Origin of the sequence: Anaeromyxobacter oryzae (assembly GCF_023169945.1) — a bacterium.
Lineage (GTDB): Bacteria > Myxococcota > Myxococcia > Myxococcales > Anaeromyxobacteraceae > Anaeromyxobacter > Anaeromyxobacter oryzae.
On the sequence record NZ_AP025591.1, the window covers coordinates 5,289,671 to 5,306,102 of the forward strand.

Genomic DNA, 16,432 nt, shown 5'->3' on the forward strand with positions numbered 1-16,432 from the left:
GGCAGCGAGGAGCAAGGACGCGACGTGGACTGGAGCCGACTCATGGAGTGCACGGGAAGGGCGGGGCTGCGGCTCCCGCGCGCGCTCTCGCTCGCGGTCACCGGGCTGTGCAACCTGAGCTGCCGCCATTGCCTCGTCGAGGCGGGGCCGAGGGCCGACCCGCACCACGTCCCGGCCGACGCGATCCGGCGGATCGTCGGCGAGTTCGCCGCCCTCGGCGGCGAGGAGCTCTGGCTGACGGGCGGCGAGCCGCTCCTTCATCCTCAATGGCTCGACATCCTCTCCGCATGCTGCCGCGGACCGTCGCTCCGGACCGTCGGCGTCCAGACCAACGGCGCGCTCCTCGGTGGCGCCCAGGTCGGCGCGCTGCGGGCGCTCCGGTTCGAGGGGCTCCGGATCCAGGTGAGCCTCGACGGGAGCGCTCCCCGGACCCACGACCGCGTCCGGGGGCGCGGGAGCTTCGAGCGGACCCTCGACGGCGTCCGGCGGCTCGTCGCGGCGGGGCTCGGCGGCCACATCTCCGTCGCGTTCACGGAGATGCGCCACAACATGGACGACCTCCCGGCGCTCCTCGCACTGGTGGAGGCGCTCGGCGTGCGCCGCGTCGTGAGCGGGACGCTCCTGGCGCAGGGCCGGGCGGCGAAGGGAGAGCTCGCGCCGCCCACGCCCGCCCAGTACCGGGCACTCCTCTCCCGGTACCACGCCGATGGCCGGTTCCAGCAGCTCTACGCCGAGCACGGCGAGGTCGCGGCGATCGAGTGGTGGAAGGGGCGGGCCGAGGCCGGCCCCGACTGCTGCACTCTCGGCGAGCATCCGTACGTGACCGCCGACGGGACCGTCTACCCGTGCGCCCTCTGCCGCGTGGACGAGCTCGCCGTGCGTGGCGCGTTCGAGAGGCCGCTCGCGGCGACGCTCGCCGAGGCCATGCCGCCGTGGTCGCGGCTCCTCGAGGTGAAGCAGCGGCGGCACGGGAGCCTTCGCCCGTGCCTCGAGTGCTCGGGGCGGCTCCACTGCGGCGGCGGCTGCATGGGGCGCGCGCACGCCGCGACCGGGGACCTGATGGCGGTCGAGGACCGCTGCGAGCTCCGGAAGGCCGTGTATGGCTGGCGCGAGGACGACGGCCCCCGCGCCGGACGCGATCCGGCCGCCGTCCTGCGCCCATGCGCGAGAAGGTCCCATCCGACGAGGTGAAACGTGCCGCTCAGCTCAGTGGAGAAGGTGAGAAGGACGCTGCAGGCCGGCGGCTACGTCGCCGACGACGTCATCGCGACCGCGGTGTTCTTGTCGGTGTCGATGGAGAAGCCGATCTTGATCGAGGGGCCGCCGGGCGTGGGGAAGACCGCGCTCGCGAAGGCGCTCTCGGCCATCCTCGAGCTGCCGCTCGTCCGGCTGCAGTGCTACGAGGGCATCGACGAGGGCAAGGCGCTCTATGACTGGGAGTACGGGAAGCAGCTCCTCTACACCCAGCTCCTCCGGACGCAGCTCGACAGCTACCTGGAGGGCGCGTCCTCGCTCCGCGAGGCGGTGGGCAGGCTGAGCGCGGAGGAGAGCCTCTTCTTCTCCGAGCACTTCCTCGTGGAGCGGCCGGTCCTCAAGAGCTTTCGCTCCGAGAAGCGCTCCGTGCTCCTCATCGACGAGATCGATCGATCGGACGACGAGTTCGAGGCGCTGCTCCTCGAGAGCCTGAGCGAGTTCCAGATCTCGATCCCCGAGCTCGGGATGATCGAGGCGCGGCAGAAGCCGCTGGTGATCCTCACCAGCAACGGGACGCGGCTCATCTCGGACGCGCTGCGCCGGCGCTGCCTCTACCTCCACATCGGGTACCCGGACCTCGAGCGCGAGGTGGCCATCATCCGGCAGAACGTCCCGGCGACGTGCGAGGCGCTCGCGAGGCAGCTCGTCGGGTTCGTGCACAGGGCGCGGACGCTCGGCCTGCGCAAACCGCCCAGCGTTTCGGAGAGCCTCGACTGGGCGCGGGTGCTCTCCATCCTCGGGGTGCGGGAGCTCTCGCCGGGCACCGTCGTGAGCACCGCGGGCGCGATCGCCAAACACCAGGCGGATCTCGCCCGCATCCAGGAGCTCGCGGCCCAGGAGCTCGCGTAGGCCATGGAGCGGATCGTCACCCGGTTCGTGGCGCGGCTCCGGCAACGAGGGGTCCGCGTATCCCCGGGAGAGAGCGTCGACGCGGTGCGCGCGCTCGGTGCCGCCCCGGCGGCGGAGGGGGGGCGCGCGCATGCCCGCGCCGTCCTCCAGCTCACGCTCGTGAAGAGCCTGAAGGACGCGGAGGTCTTCGAGGCGGTCTTCGAGGAGTTCTTCGGCGATGGCGCCGGCGCGGGCGCGCGCCGGGCCGCGGCGGAGGTCGAGGACGACGCGACCGTCGCGCTGGACGGACAGCGGAGCCTCGCCCGGCCGCCGAACGACGAGGGCGAGCGGTCGGGGGCGACGCTCGCCGTCGACGACGGTTCGTGCGACGGCGCGGAGCTCGACCTCGACGGGCTGCAGCCGCAGGACGGGGACGCCTCGGGCGGGCCGAGGCTCGCGGTCGAGACGAGGCGCTACCGCGGGGAGAAGGCGCGGACGCCGAGCCGCGTCGGCAACTACACGCAGGGCCCCATCTACGTGAGCCTGGACGACGAGTTCCTGGCGAAATGGAGGAACCAGGGGGTGAAGCCGTTCCTCCCGGAGGAGGAGGAGGCGATGGAGGACGTGGTCGCCCGGATGGTCCGGCGCCTCCAGAAGGACGTCCGTCAGACGAGGTCACGTCAGCGGCGGGGGAGGCTGAGCGTCATCAAGACGCTGCAGCGCAACCATCGCCACGGGATGGTCCCGTTCGTGAAGGTGCTGCGGCGCAAGCGGAAGCAGACGCCACGGCTCGTCGTGCTCTGTGACGTGAGCTTCTCGGTCAGCCACGCGTCGCGGTTCATGCTGCTCCTCCTCCACACCCTGCAGAAGGGGCTGCTCGACGTCCGCAGCTTCGTCTTCAACCGCGAGCTCGCGGAGGTGACGCCGCTGCTGCGGAGCATGCGCCTGAACGAGGTGCTCGAGCTCATCGACGGCGGCGGCGTCGTCGACCTCGAGGACAACAGCGACTTCGGCCACGCGTTCGTCGCTTTCGAGCGGAACCACCTCGCGAGCCTCCGAGGCCGCCCAGCGGTGATCGTCCTCGGGGACGCGCGCAACAACTACAACGAGGCCCACGAGTCGGCGCTCGCGGAGATCCGCGAGAAGGCCGGCTACGTGATGTGGCTCACCCCCGAGGACCGGAGCTCGTGGGATCTCGGCGACTGCCTGATGAGCACGTATGCCCCGTACTGCGATCGCGTCGAGGTCGTGAAGAACGTGGAGGAGCTGAGCGCGGTGGTGGAGGAGCTGGTCCGGACCTGCGCCGAAAGCGGCGCCGCCGCGCGGAGCGTGAAGCGCCTCCCGTGGAGGCACGGGGGCATGACGGTCCGGGCCTGATTGCCGAGTCACGCGGGGGACGGCGCGCATGCCGTCGCGGGTGCGCGACAGCTCGCGTAACGGTTCCGTGACATGTCTCGGACCGGAAATGAACCGGGAACGAGGCGCCAAACGGGACGCGCGCCAATTGCTCGCGAACGCCTTGAGATAATTCGCGCGGAGCGGATAGGTCCACATTTCCGCACGGTTGGCGCGTCCGTTGCTCATGTGAGGGGGAGCACGTCTGCGGGGCCGGAGCGTCTCGGTCGCCGTGCCTCGCAGCGGACCGCTCCACCCTCACGAACGGAAGATCGATCCATGGCTCTCGCAGACCAGGTGTACGGCTTCTACATCCCCAACGTCTCCCTGATGGGAGTCGGCTCCTCGAAGCAGGCGGGCGAGCAGGCGAAGGCGCTCGGCGCGACGAAGGCGCTCATCGTCACGGACAAGGTGCTGAACCAGCTCGGCGTGGCGGCCCGGATCAGGGGCCAGCTCGAGGAGGCCGGCGTGAAGGCCGTCATCTTCGACGGCGCCGAGCCGAACCCGACGGACACGAACGTCCACGACGGCCTCAAGGTGTACCAGCACGAGAAGTGCGACGCGATCGTGTCGCTCGGCGGAGGCAGCGCCCACGACTGCGCCAAGGGCGTCGGGATGGTCGCCACCAACGGCGGCAACATCCGCGATCTCGAGGGCATCAACAAGACCAAGAAGCCGATGCCGCCGTTCGTCGCCATCAACACGACGGCGGGCACGGCGAGCGAGATGACGCGCTTCTGCATCATCACGAACACCAGCACGCACGTGAAGATGGCGATCGTCGACTGGCGCTGTACGCCGAACGTCGCGATCAACGACCCGGTGCTGATGGTGGGCAAGCCGCCCGCCCTCACGGCCGCGACCGGGATGGACGCGCTCACGCACGCCGTCGAGGCGTACGTCTCGATCGCGGCGACGCCCATCACCGACGCCTGCGCCATCAAGGCCATCGAGCTCATCGCCGAGAACCTCCAGCCGGCGGTGGCGAACGGCGCGAACCTCGACGCGCGCGACAAGATGGCGTACGCCGAGTACCTCGCCGGCATGGCCTTCAACAACGCGAGCCTCGGGTACGTGCACGCGATGGCGCATCAGCTCGGCGGCTTCTACAACCTGCCGCACGGCGTCTGCAACGCGATCCTCCTTCCCTCCGTGTGCGAGTTCAACGCCATCGCGGCGGCGAAGCGGCTCGGCGACGTCGCCGTGGCGCTCGGGGAGCAGATCGACGGCCTCGCGCCCATCGACGCCGCGGCCAAGGGCATCGCAGCCATCCGCAAGCTCTCGCGGTCGATCGGCATCCCCGCCGGCCTGAAGGAGCTCGGCGTGAAGGAGGCCGATCTCCCGACGATGGCGGAGAACGCGAAGAAGGACGCCTGCCAGCTCACGAACCCCCGCACGGCCACGCTCCAGCAGGTGGTCGAGATCTTCAAGGCGGCGATGTAGCAGCGCGGACGGCCGGGCGGGGACGGAGGATCACGGGCCTCCGTCCCCGCCCGCGCCGAGTTCCTGGCTACGTCCGGGTTCCATGGTCGGGCTCGCCGCGAACGGTTGCTGCCGGTCAGATCGCGCCTCGTGGGTCGTCCACGGATCATGGCCACCAAGAAGAACGTCCGGAACGGAAGCTTCATCGCCGGCGCGCCTGCGCCGAGACCGCTCACCGACGAGGAGCTGAGCACCGCTTCCGGTGCGCGCGGGAAGAGCCGACCCGATCCGGTGAAGTACCTCACCTACACGATGACGAACGCGTTCGTCTCCTCGCTGCCGTAGGTCAGGCGGCGCGGGAGCGGGTCGCCCGCCGCGGCCCAGCGATCACGGTCGATAGGCGCGCACGAAGATCCCGACCGCGCGTCTCACGGTCTCGCGGACCTCGTCGTCGACCGGGTACTCGAGGAGGCCGAGCCGGGACCGGACGCCCAGGTCGCCCTGGCAGAGCCCGACGAAGTCGATCGCCGCGGCGCGCGCGTCGTCGATGCGGAGGGCGCCGGTCTCGTTCCAGCGCGCCAGGTGCGACGCGACGGCGTCCTGGACGGACGCCGTCCCGCGCTCGAACACGAGCCGCCCGATCTCCGGCAGCCGCGCCGACTCGGCGATCGCCTGCCGGTAGAGGCCCGCGATCGACGGTGAGAGGAAGATCCCCATCACCTTCTCGCCGAGCGCCCGCAGGCTCTGCTCGACGTCGCCGACCGGCTTCTCGCGGCAGCGCTGCAGGCCGGCGCGCATGTCCTCGCACTCCTGGACCACCGCGGCGACGAAGAGCGCCTTCTTGTCCTCGAAGTGGTTGTAGACCGTGGCCTTCGAGACGCCCGCGCGGCTGGCGATCAGGTCCACGCTCGCCCGCTCGAAGCCGAGCTCGCCGAAGACCTGGCGCGCCCCGGCCAGGATCTGCCGGCGCTTCAGGGGGACCGACTCGGGAATCGGCATTGCGGCGTCTTCGTTCACGATTACGCTAAACTGAACGGTTCAGTCTTGACTGTCAACCGCTCCTGTGCGCGGATGCGCGCTCCAGCGCACGTCGCGCCGAACGGAAAGCACTGACCATGACCCACACCGCCCCGACCCCGACGCAAATCGTCGCCTCGCCCGGGTCCCGCCGCGACCCGCGCCGCGGTGGCCCGGTGATCGCCGGTGCCGTGCTCGTCACCCTGCTCGCAGCGTGCGGCCGGTCGGGAGCGAAGCCGGCCGGGCCCGCCGGTCCGGTCGAGGTCGGCGTCGTCACCCTCGAGCCCACCGCGGTCACGCTCACCCGCGAGCTCCCCGGCCGGACCTCGGCCTTCCGGGTGGCGGAGGTTCGCGCGCGCGTGAACGGCATCGTCCTGAAGCGGCTCTTCACGGAGGGGGCGGACGTGAAGGAGGGGCAGCGGCTCTTCCTCATCGACCCCGCGCCGTACCAGGCCGCGCTCGACGGCGCGAGGGCCGCGCTCGCCCGCGCCGAGGCGAACGTCGCGAACGCGAAGCTCCTGGCGGACCGGAACGCCGACCTCCTGAAGGACAACGCGGTGAGCCGGCAGGAGTACGACAACGCGATGGCGGGGCTGAAGGCGGCGGAGGCCGACGTCGCCGCGGCGCACGCCGCGGAGCAGACCGCCCGGATCAACCTCGGGTACACCACCGTGACCTCGCCGGTGTCGGGCCGCATCGGCCGGTCCTCCGTGACGGAGGGCGCCTACGTGCAGGCCGGGCAGGCGACGCTCCTCGCGGTCGTCCAGCAGCTCGATCCCGTCTACGTGGACCTCACGCAGTCGACCGCAGAGGTGCTGAAGCTCCGGCGCGAGCTCGAGAGCGGCAAGCTCCGCAGCGCCGGCCAGGGGCGCGCGAAGGTGCGCCTCGTCACCGAGGACGGCCACGAGTACGGCGCGGACGGCGCCCTGCAGTTCGCCGACGTCACCGTCGACCCGAGCACCGGCTCGATCGCCCTCCGCGCGATCTTCCCGAACCCCAAGGGCGAGCTGCTGCCCGGCATGTTCGTGCGCGCGCGCCTGGAGGAGGGCGTGAACCCGCAGGCGCTCCTCGTGCCGCAGGTGGGCGTCACGCGCGATCAGAAGGGGCTCCCCATCGCGCTCGTCGTGAACGCCGAGAAGAAGGTCGAGCGCCGGCAGCTCGTCACCGACCGCGCCGTCGGCGACGCGTGGCTCGTCACCGGGGGCGTGAAGCCGGGGGAGCAGGTCATCGTCGAGGGGCTGCAGAAGGTCCGGCCCGGCGCCCTCGTGAACCCGGTGCCGGCCGGCGGCGCGAAGCAGGCGGCGCGGTAGCCCGCGCCCGCGGACCGAACCCCAGGCTCCAGGAGCACGCTCGTGGCCCAGTTCTTCATCGAACGACCGATCTTCGCGTGGGTCGTCGGCCTCCTCGTGATGCTGGCCGGCGCGCTCTCCATCTTCGGGCTGCCGGTCTCGCAGTACCCGGCCATCGCGCCGCCCCAGATCAGCGTCTACGCGACCTATCCCGGGGCCTCCGCGAAGACGCTCGAGGACACGGTCACGCAGGTGATCGAGCAGCGGATGAACGGGCTCGACAACCTGCGCTACATGGCCTCGCAGTCGGACTCGGCCGGCAACGCGCAGGTGACGCTCACGTTCGACGCCGGGACGAACCCCGACATCGCGCAGGTGCAGGTCCAGAACAAGCTGCAGCTCGCGATGCCCCAGCTCCCGCAGGAGGTGCAGCGCCAGGGCGTCCGCGTCGCGAAGTCGGTGTCGAACTACCTGCTCATCATCGGCCTCGTCTCCGAGGACGGCTCGATGAGCCGCAACGACATCTCCGACTACGCGTACTCGTCGATGCAGGACCAGATCAGCCGCGTGTCGGGCGTGGGCGAGGTGAACACGTTCGGCTCGGCGTACGCGATGCGGATCTGGCTGAACCCGGACCAGCTCACGAAGTTCCGCCTCACGCCGCTCGACGTCTCGCAGGCGGTCCAGGCGCAGAACGCCCAGGTGTCCGCAGGCCAGCTCGGCGGCCTCCCCGCCGTCGAGGGCCAGCGCCTCACGGCGACCATCACCGCCCAGACCCGGCTCCAGACGCCGGAGCAGTTCCGCGCCATCCTGCTCCGCGTGAACCCCGACGGCTCGCAGGTGCGGCTCGGGGACGTGGCCCGCGTCGAGCTCGCGGGCGAGACCTCGGAGATCGAGACCTACATCAACGGGCGACCTTCGTCCGGGATCGGCGTGCGCCTCGCCGCCGGCGCGAACGCGCTCCAGACCGCGAACGCGGTCCGCGCGCGGGTCGACGAGCTCGCGAAGTTCTTCCCGCCCGGGCTCAAGGTCGTCTACCCGGTGGACACGACGCCCTTCGTCCGGCTCTCCATCGAGGAGGTCGTGAAGACGCTCCTCGAGGCGATCGGCCTCGTGTTCCTCGTGATGTTCCTGTTCCTCCAGAACTTCCGGGCGACGCTGATCCCCACCATCGCCGTCCCGGTGGTGCTCCTCGGCACGTTCGGCGTCCTCGCCGCGTTCGGGTTCAGCATCAACACGCTGACGATGTTCGGCCTCGTGCTCGCGATCGGCCTCCTCGTCGACGACGCGATCGTCGTCGTCGAGAACGTCGAGCGCGTGATGAGCGAGGAGGGCCTCCCGCCGAAGTCCGCGACCCAGAAGTCGATGCGCCAGATCACGGGCGCCCTCGTGGGCATCGCGCTCGTCCTCGCCGCCGTGTTCGTCCCGATGGCCTTCTTCGGCGGCTCCGTCGGCGTCATCTACCGGCAGTTCTCGATCACCATCGTCTCGTCGATGGCGCTCTCCGTCCTCGTGGCGCTCTCGCTCACGCCGGCGCTCTGCGCCACGATCCTGAAGCCGGTGGAGAAGGGGCACGGGCTCGCGCGGAAGGGCTTCTTCGGTTGGTTCAACCGGACCTACGATCGCGGCGCCGGCCGGTACCAGCGCATCGTCGAGTTCCTGGTGCGCCGGCGGGTGCGCGGGATGATCGGGTACGCCGTGCTCGTCGTCGCCCTGGCGGTGCTCTTCGGGCGCGTCCCCACCGGCTTCCTCCCGCAGGAGGACCAGGGCCTCATGTACGTCCAGATGGTCCTGCCGCCGGGCAGCACGCTCGAGATGACGAAGAAGGGGCTGGAGCAGGTCTCGAACCACCTCCTCACGGAGGAGAAGGACGCCGTCGAGTCCGTGATGTCCATCGGGGGTTTCAACTTCGGCTCCCGGGGCCAGAACGCGGGCGTCGGGTTCGTGCGGCTGAAGCCGTGGGACGAGCGGGGGTCGGAGCGCCTCCGCGCGGACGCGGTGGCCGCGCGCGTGCAGAAGGCGTTCGCGACGTACAAGGGGGCGAACGTCTTCGTCTTCACGCCGCCCGCCGTGACCGAGCTCGGCAACGCCACCGGCTTCGAGCTCCAGCTCGAGGACCGCGGCAACCTCGGGCACGACGCGCTGATGGCGGCGCGCAACCAGCTCCTCGACCTCGCCCGGAAGGACCCGCGGCTCGCGAAGGTGCGCCCCTCGGGCCTGGAGGACAACCCGCAGTTCAACGTCGAGGTGGACCAGCAGAAGGCCACCGCGCTCGGCGTGTCGCTCGCCGACGTGAACCAGACGCTCGCCTCGACCTGGGGCGTCGCGTACGTGAACGACTTCATGGACAAGGGCCGGACGAAGCGCGTGTACATGCAGGCGGACGCGCCCTTCCGCATGAACCCGCAGGACCTCGACCGCTGGTACGTCCGGAACCGGCAGGGCGAGATGGTCCCGTTCTCCGCGATCGCGAGCAGCCGCTGGACGTTCGGGCCGCCGAAGCTCGAGCGCTTCAACGGCATCCCTTCGATGGCGATCCAGGGCGAGCCCGCGGCGGGCAAGAGCTCCGGCGACGCCATGGCGGCGCTCGAGGAGATCGTCGCCAAGCTGCCGGCCGGGATCGGCTCCGAGTGGTCCGGCCTCTCCTACGAGGAGCGGATCTCGGGCGCGAACGCGCCCGCGCTCTACGCGATCTCCCTGCTCGTCGTCTTCCTCTGCCTCGCGGCGCTCTACGAGAGCTGGTCCATCCCGGTGTCCGTCATGCTCGTCGTGCCGCTCGGCGTCCTCGGTGCGGTGCTCGCGACCATGTCCCGCGGCCTCGCGAACGACGTCTTCTTCCAGGTGGGCCTCCTCACCACGGTGGGCCTCTCCGCCAAGAACGCGATCCTCATCGTGGAGTTCGCGAAGGAGCTGCACGAGCGCGGAAGAGGCGTCGTGGCCGCGGCGCTCGAGGCGGCGCGCATGCGGCTCCGGCCGATCCTGATGACCTCGCTCGCCTTCATCCTCGGCGTCCTCCCGCTCGCGGTGGCGCACGGCGCCGGGGCCGGCGGGCAGATCGCGATCGGGACCGCCGTCATCGGCGGCATGGTCTCGGCGACCGTCCTCGCGGTGCTGTTCGTGCCGCTCTTCTTCGCGCTCATCGCGCGACGCGCGAAACCGCCGGCGCCGCGGCAGGAGCTGCGCGACGCCGACGAGGACGCGCGCGCGGAGGAGGAGGACGAGGTCAGCCGGGCCGCGGCGGCGAGGGGGACGGCCCATGCGTAGCCCGCGCCTCCCGCTCGCGGCGCTCGCGCTCGCCGTCTCCGCCTGCTCGCTCGCGCCCCGGTACCAGCGGCCCGCGGCGCCCGTCCCGCCCGCGGTCGGCGCGGAGGGCGCGCCCGGGGCCGCCGCCGCGGTGGAGGATCTCGGCTGGCGCGACGTGTTCGGAGACGAGCGCCTCAAGGCGCTGGTCGCCCTCGCGCTCCAGAACAACCGTGACCTTCGCGTCGCGGCCCTCAACGTGGAGCTCGCGCGCGCGCAGTACCGGATCCAGCGCGCGGAGCAGCTGCCGGCCGTGAACGGCACCGCGAGCGGGACGCGCCAGCGCGTCCCCGCCGACCTGAGCACGTCCGGCCGCGCGGTCACCGTGACGAGCTACACGGTCGGCCTCGGCGCCACCGCGTTCGAGCTCGATCTCTTCGGGCGCGTGCGGAGCCTCTCCACCGCCGCGCTCGAGCAGTACCTCGCGACGGACGAGGCGCGGCGCAGCGCGCACCTCGCGCTCGTCGCCGAGGTCGCGACGCAGTACCTCGTCGAGCGCGCCCTGGACGACCAGGTGGCGCTCGCGCGCCGCACGCTCGAGGCCGTGGAGGCGTCGTACGCGCTGAACAAGCGCACGTACGAGGGCGGCCGGACGTCCGAGCTCGACGTGCGGATCGCCGAGACGCAGGTCCTGTCCGCGCGGATCAACCTCTCGAACGCGCTGGAGCAACGCGCGCAGGCGGAGCACGCGCTGGTGCTCCTCGTCGGGCAGCCGCTGCCCGCCGACCTGCCACCGCCGATGCCGCTCGACGCGCAGCCGTTCCTCGCGGACCTCCCCCCGGGCGTCCCGTCCGACGTGCTGCTCCGCCGGCCGGACATCCTCGCCGCGGAGCACGCGCTCCGCGGGGCGAACGCCGTCATCGGCGCCGCCCGCGCCGCCTTCTTCCCGTCGATCACCCTCACCGCGTTCGCGGGCAGCTCGAGCGCGGACCTCTCCGGCCTGTTCGGGAGCGGGGCCGGGATGTGGAGCTTCACGCCGCGGATCGACGTGCCGATCTTCCGGGGCGGGGAGCTCAGGGCGAGCCTCGACGTGGCGAACGTGCGGAAGTCGATCCAGATCGCGCAGTACGAGCGCGCGATCCAGGGCGCGTTCCGCGAGGTCGCGGACGCGCTCGTCGCGCGCTCCGCCCTCGAGGAGCAGCTCGTCTCCCAGCGCGCCCGCGTCGACGCCGAGCAGCGCCGCTACGAGCTCTCGGACCTCCGCTACCGCAAGGGCGTGGACAGCTACCTCGGCGTGCTCCAGGCGCAGCGCGATCTCTTCGCGGCGCAGCAGCTCCTCATCCAGTCGCGCCTGGCGCGGCTCACGAACCTCGTCGACCTGTACCGCGCGCTCGGCGGAGGCTGGCGCGAGCGCTCGGAGCCGGCCGCGGCGCAGGCGTCCGCGCCGGCGGCGGCGCAGGGGAGCTGAGGGAGCGCCTAGCCCGGTGGGGTCATGATTCCTCATGACTCCGTCGAGGGCGGCGCCTCACGCCCGAGCGGGCTCGGTCGGCGGACGTGAAGAGGGCTGAGAAGAAGAGGGGACGGCCGAGGCGGGGGCCGCGCTGGGGAAACGTCGGCCGTGTGGATCGGCCTCCAAGAAGCCTGCGTCGCAGCGACCGCAGAGGTCGCGGCGGAGCGCGGGGGGCGCGAGCGCTTTCGGGGGAACCCAACCGATCGGATCGAGCGGTTGACGCTCCCTCGGCGGTCACGCGGTTCGCGCGCCGCGCTCGCACGAGGACGCCGCGCTCGCAGCGCTCCACGCGCGTGAGGCGGCGCGAGCGGCATCCGAACCCCGGCGCGACGCAGCGCGCTGATTCTCGCGCCAGCGCTCGAATCCGTGCGTTTGCGGAGGGTGAGAATTCGCGTGAGACGATGCCCGCATGAACGCCCGCGACTCCTCGATCCGCCTCTCCGAGCTCCTCCGCCGCGAGCACCACGCGATGGCGGCCTTCCTCGTCGCCCTGGCCGACTTCGACGCGAAGCGGCTGTGGCTCGAGCTCGGCTACCCGAGCCTCTTCACCTACCTGAACCGGGAGCTCGGGCTGTCGAAGAGCGCGGCCTTCTACCGGAAGACCGCCGCCGAGCTCATCCAGCGCTTCCCCGAGCTGGTCGAGCCGCTCGAGGACGGCAAGCTGTGCCTCTCCACCGTCGGCGAGCTCGCCCAGGTGCTCACGCCGGAGAACCGGGACCAGGTGATCCCCCGGTTCCTCCACCTCTCGAAGCAGGAGGCGCGGGCGGTCGTCGCTGAGCTGAAGCCGGTGGAGCGGCCTCCGCGCCGGGAGGTCGTGACGACCGTTCGCGTCGCGGCGCCGCCGCCGGCTCGCGACCCCGAACCCGCCGCAGCGCTCGAGCTCGGCGCGCGGGCGACCGCCTGTGTCATTGCGCCCGGTTCGCCGGCAGAACTCGTCGATGCCAAAGTGGCCACACGAACCGTGAACGACCCGATTTCCCGGACGACGCCGCCGACCTTCGAGCCGCTCACCGCCGACCTCCGCCGGATGCACCTCACCATCACGAAGCGGTTCGAGGCGAAGGTCGCCGACGCCAGGGACGCGCTCTCTCACTCGCATCCGGGGGCGAGCACCGAGGTGATCCTCGAGGCCGCGCTCGATCTCCTGCTCGACCGGGCCAAGAAGCGGAAGGGCCTGGTCGAGAAGCCCCGGCGCGCGCGGCGGCCGTCCAAGCCGGACCACCTCCCGGCGCAGGTGAAGCGGGCGGTCTGGGTCCGGGACGGCGGCTGCTGCCAATGGGCTCTCGAGAACGGCGGCGTCTGCGGCTCGCGCCACCGTCTCCAGTACGATCACATCCAGCCGAAGGCCCTGGGCGGCCCATCGACGATCGAGAACGTTCGCCTCCTCTGCGCTCGCCACAACTTGCTCGCCGCACGGAAGATCTTCGGCGATGCATGGATGGACAGGTACGCGCCGGCCCGCAAGGCGACTGCGGTGACGGGACGCCGCGACGCCGGCTCGGCGGGTGCGCGCTTCGACGTTCCCGCCTCGGCTCTGACCGGCCCACCCTGAACCATCGGCGCGCGCGGAAGTGCCACCCGGATCCTCCGGCCGGCCGGGCTCATCGCCGTCGTCGCGACGCAGGCTTCTTGCAGGCCGATCCCCGCGGCGGCGTCTCGTCCCCGCGGCGCCGCCCCGGCCGTCCCCCTTCTTCTAGAGCCCCTTCCCCGCTCGCCCACCGGTCGCGCAGGTCCCGGCGGTCACGAGGCCGACGCGTCGGGCCGCATAGACACGTGACGAATCACGAGCCCGGTGGGGGAGGGGGCATCGCCAGCGAGCCGCTCCACCCGCCGCCCAGCGCCTTCGCGAGGAGGACGCTCGCGACGAAGCGTCGGCCCTGCACGGCGACCGCCGCGCGCTCGTTCGCGAGCGCCGCGCTCTGGGCGGTGAGCACCTCGAGGTACGTCGTGACGCCGCCCTCGTACCGGGTCTGCGACAGCACGAGAGATCGCTCGGCCGCGGCGACCGCGGCCGATTGCGTCTCCGCCTCGTCGGAGAGCACCCGCAGCGCGGAGAGATCGTCCTCCACCTCCTCGAACGCCGTGAGCGCCGCCTGCCGGTAGGTCGCGACGGCGCCGTCGTAAGCCGCCACGGCCTCCTCCGAAAGCGCCTTGCGCCTCCCGCCGTCGAACAAGGTCTCGGAGAGGCTGGCGCCGAGGGTCCAGAGGACGCTCGCGGGCGAGATCAGCGTCCGCAGCGCGGCGCTCTCGAACCCGCCCGTCCCGGTCAGCGCGATCGAGGGGAGGTACGCCGAGCGCGCGACGCCGATCTGCGCGCTCGCCGCGGCGACCCTCCGCTCCGCGCCGACGAGGTCGGGCCGGCGCTCCAGCAGGGCGGAAGGCAAGCCCACCGGGATCTGGGGCGGCGTCGCCTCGAGGGGCGTGCGCGGGAGGTCGAAGGTCGGAGCGGAGACCCCGACGAGCGTGGCGATGGCGTGCTCGAGCTGGGCCCGCTGTTCCTGCAGGTCGATCTCGGACGACCGCGTGGACTCGAGCTGCGTCCGCGCCTGCGCGAGATCCACCTCGGGAGCGACGCCCCCCTCGTAGCGCACCTGGGTCAGCTCGAGCGCGGCCTCGTAGCTCTTCACCGTGCGCTCCAGCAACCGCTCCTGGGCGTCGACCGTGCGGAGCTGGAACCAGTCCATCGCCAGCTCGGCCTGCAGGCTCAGCCGCACCGTGGCGACGTCCGCCGCGCTCGCCTCCGCGCTCGCGCGGCCACCCTCGACCGTGCGCCGGACCCGGCCCCACACGTCGAGCTCGTAGGACATGTCGAGGGGGACCACGAAGTCGTCGTACGGCCCCGCCGCGCCGAGGTTCTGGGGGCGGTTCCGCGACAGCCGCTCCCGGGTGGCCGAGAAGCCCGCGGTCACGATCGGCAGGTACCCGGCCCGGTCGTACTGCGCGAGCGCGCGCGCCTGGCGAAACGCGGCGACCGCCGCCTTCAGGGTCTCGCTCGACACGTCGATCCGCGCCTCGAGGGAGTCGAGCCGGGCGTCGCCGAAGATCCTCCACCACCCGCTCGGCAGCGTCCCGTCGCCGTCTCCACCCGGCCGCTGCGCCCGGACGCCCTGGAAGGCCGCCGGCGCCGCCACGCCTGGCCTGGTGTAGTTCGGCCCCACGGCGCAGGCGGCCAGCACCATCGACGCCACCGCGACCCAGGGCCCGTGCGCGAGGGTCCCCCGGATCATCGCTCGTTCCCGTTGCACGTCTTGCTCCCTATCCCGCCTGCCGCGACACGCGCACCAGCTCACCGGGCGCGATGGAGTCCGGCGGGTCGACGATGACGGCCTCGTCGTCACCGAGGCCCGAGAGGACCTCGACCTCGTTGCCGAGATCGCGACCCGTCTCGATCGGTCGAAGGACCGCCTTGCCGCCGGCGTCGACGGTGGCCACGCGCAGCCCCTCCGAGCGGAAGAGCAGCGCGGCGACGGGCAGCAGGTACGTCGGCGCGCCTCGGCTGGCGCCGAGGTGGATCACCGCGTACGAGCCGGGCATCAGGTCGCCGTCCGGGTTCGGCACCGAGAACTCGGCGAGGAGCGTGCGAGAGCTCGGGTCGATGGCCTGGGTGGTCCGGCGCAGCACCGCCTGGAACCTGCGGCCCGGGAACTCCGTCAAGGTGAGGACCGCCGTCATCCCGAGCTTCACCGACCGCGAATACGTCTCCGGGACGTTGACGTACACGCGCATCGTGCGCGTGTCCGCGACGTGGAACAGCTCCCGGGTGGGGCCGCCGCTGCTGCCCGCGTCGATGAGCGCCCCGACGTCCGTGTTGCGGACCGTGACGATCCCGTCGAACGGCGCGTAGACCTTCTCGAACCGCTGCAGGTCCTCGAGCCGCCGGACGTTCGCCACCGCGGCCTGCACCGTCGCGCGCTGCGCCGCGAAGTTGCCGTGAGCGTTGTCCGCGTCCTGGCTGGAGACCCCGTGCCGCTCGAGGAGCCGCTGGTACCGGGTGTCCGTGGTGGCCGCCAGCCGGTAGTTGGCCTGCGCCGTGGCGAGCTGGGAGCGAGCCTGGCGAAGCTGCTCGTCGACCTCGGGAGCCTCGATCTCGGCGAGGAGCTCGCCCGCCCGGACATGGGATCCGATGTCGAAGTGCCAGCGCTTCAGGTAGCCGCTCGTGCGCGCGTAGATCGGCGCGTCGGTGTACGCCTGGACCGTCGCGGGCAACGACAGGTCCACGACGTCCGACGCACGCCTGGGGCGGACCACCGACACCGTCGGGACGGCCAGGTACCTGGTCTCCGCGGCGACGGCGGCCTCGTCGTGCCGGCGGGCGAGGCCGCGACCCGCGATCACCGGACCCACGACCGTGAACAGGCCGGCCGCGAGCAACCGTCCCCACCTGCGTGAGCCCGCAGGGCGCGCGGGAGGCGGGCCGTCGGATGCGACGCGAAGCTTCGGGTTGGGGCTCGTGCTCATGGGTACACCTCCGGGATGT

The 16,432-nt window shown here is 71.9% G+C and carries 12 protein-coding genes; 9 read left to right on the plus strand and 3 right to left on the minus strand.

What is annotated here, in order from left to right; all coding sequences use genetic code 11:
- Nucleotides 1-24 precede the first annotated feature (24 nt).
- The 5 genes from AMOR_RS22970 (at nt 25) to AMOR_RS22990 (ending at nt 5,244) form a co-directional block, all read left to right on the plus strand.
- Nucleotides 25-1,191 carry a radical SAM/SPASM domain-containing protein gene (locus AMOR_RS22970; protein WP_248354530.1) on the plus strand — a complete coding sequence of 389 codons (1,167 nt, stop codon included), beginning with the start codon at nt 25-27 and terminating at the stop codon, nt 1,189-1,191.
- 3 nt (nt 1,192-1,194) lie between these two features.
- Nucleotides 1,195-2,103, plus strand: coding sequence for an AAA family ATPase (locus tag AMOR_RS22975; RefSeq protein WP_248354532.1), 909 nt, complete (start codon nt 1,195-1,197; stop codon nt 2,101-2,103).
- A 3-nt stretch (nt 2,104-2,106) separates the two neighbouring features.
- The gene (locus AMOR_RS22980) at nt 2,107-3,459 is read left to right on the plus strand and encodes a VWA domain-containing protein (RefSeq protein ID WP_248354534.1); all 1,353 of its coding nucleotides are present in this window, start codon (nt 2,107-2,109) and stop codon (nt 3,457-3,459) included.
- 297 nt (nt 3,460-3,756) lie between these two features.
- Nucleotides 3,757-4,920: an iron-containing alcohol dehydrogenase gene (locus tag AMOR_RS22985; protein ID WP_248354536.1), complete on the plus strand. Its 1,164-nt coding sequence runs from the start codon at nt 3,757-3,759 to the stop codon at nt 4,918-4,920.
- A 147-nt stretch (nt 4,921-5,067) separates the two neighbouring features.
- Nucleotides 5,068-5,244: a hypothetical protein gene (locus AMOR_RS22990; protein ID WP_248354538.1), complete on the plus strand. Its 177-nt coding sequence runs from the start codon at nt 5,068-5,070 to the stop codon at nt 5,242-5,244.
- Between the two features lie 42 nt (nt 5,245-5,286).
- Here the strand turns inward: AMOR_RS22990 and AMOR_RS22995 are convergent, their stop codons facing one another.
- Nucleotides 5,287-5,898, minus strand: a complete 612-nt coding sequence (locus tag AMOR_RS22995; protein ID WP_248354540.1) for a TetR/AcrR family transcriptional regulator — start codon at nt 5,896-5,898, stop codon at nt 5,287-5,289.
- 116 nt (nt 5,899-6,014) lie between these two features.
- Here AMOR_RS22995 and AMOR_RS23000 point away from each other — a divergent pair, with 116 nt between their 5' ends.
- The 4 genes from AMOR_RS23000 (at nt 6,015) to AMOR_RS23015 (ending at nt 13,507) form a co-directional block, all read left to right on the plus strand.
- On the plus strand, nt 6,015-7,226 hold the full coding sequence (locus tag AMOR_RS23000; RefSeq protein WP_248354542.1) for an efflux RND transporter periplasmic adaptor subunit: 1,212 nt from the start codon (nt 6,015-6,017) through the stop codon (nt 7,224-7,226).
- A gap of 42 nt (nt 7,227-7,268) precedes the next feature.
- Nucleotides 7,269-10,469, plus strand: coding sequence for an efflux RND transporter permease subunit (locus AMOR_RS23005; protein WP_248354543.1), 3,201 nt, complete (start codon nt 7,269-7,271; stop codon nt 10,467-10,469).
- Nucleotides 10,462-11,913, plus strand: coding sequence for an efflux transporter outer membrane subunit (locus AMOR_RS23010; protein ID WP_248354545.1), 1,452 nt, complete (start codon nt 10,462-10,464; stop codon nt 11,911-11,913). The genes AMOR_RS23005 and AMOR_RS23010 overlap by 8 nt, the downstream gene beginning before the upstream one ends.
- A gap of 451 nt (nt 11,914-12,364) precedes the next feature.
- Nucleotides 12,365-13,507: an HNH endonuclease gene (locus AMOR_RS23015; RefSeq protein ID WP_248354547.1), complete on the plus strand. Its 1,143-nt coding sequence runs from the start codon at nt 12,365-12,367 to the stop codon at nt 13,505-13,507.
- 229 nt (nt 13,508-13,736) lie between these two features.
- On the opposite strand, the gene AMOR_RS23020 is transcribed toward AMOR_RS23015, so the two are convergent.
- Both AMOR_RS23020 and AMOR_RS23025 read right to left on the minus strand, forming a co-directional pair.
- Entirely contained in the window at nt 13,737-15,200 is a 1,464-nt protein-coding gene (locus AMOR_RS23020) for an efflux transporter outer membrane subunit (RefSeq protein WP_248354549.1), read from the minus strand.
- 10 nt (nt 15,201-15,210) lie between these two features.
- Nucleotides 15,211-16,413 carry an efflux RND transporter periplasmic adaptor subunit gene (locus AMOR_RS23025; protein WP_248354551.1) on the minus strand — a complete coding sequence of 401 codons (1,203 nt, stop codon included), beginning with the start codon at nt 16,411-16,413 and terminating at the stop codon, nt 15,211-15,213.
- Between the last annotated feature and the right edge of the window lie 19 nt (nt 16,414-16,432).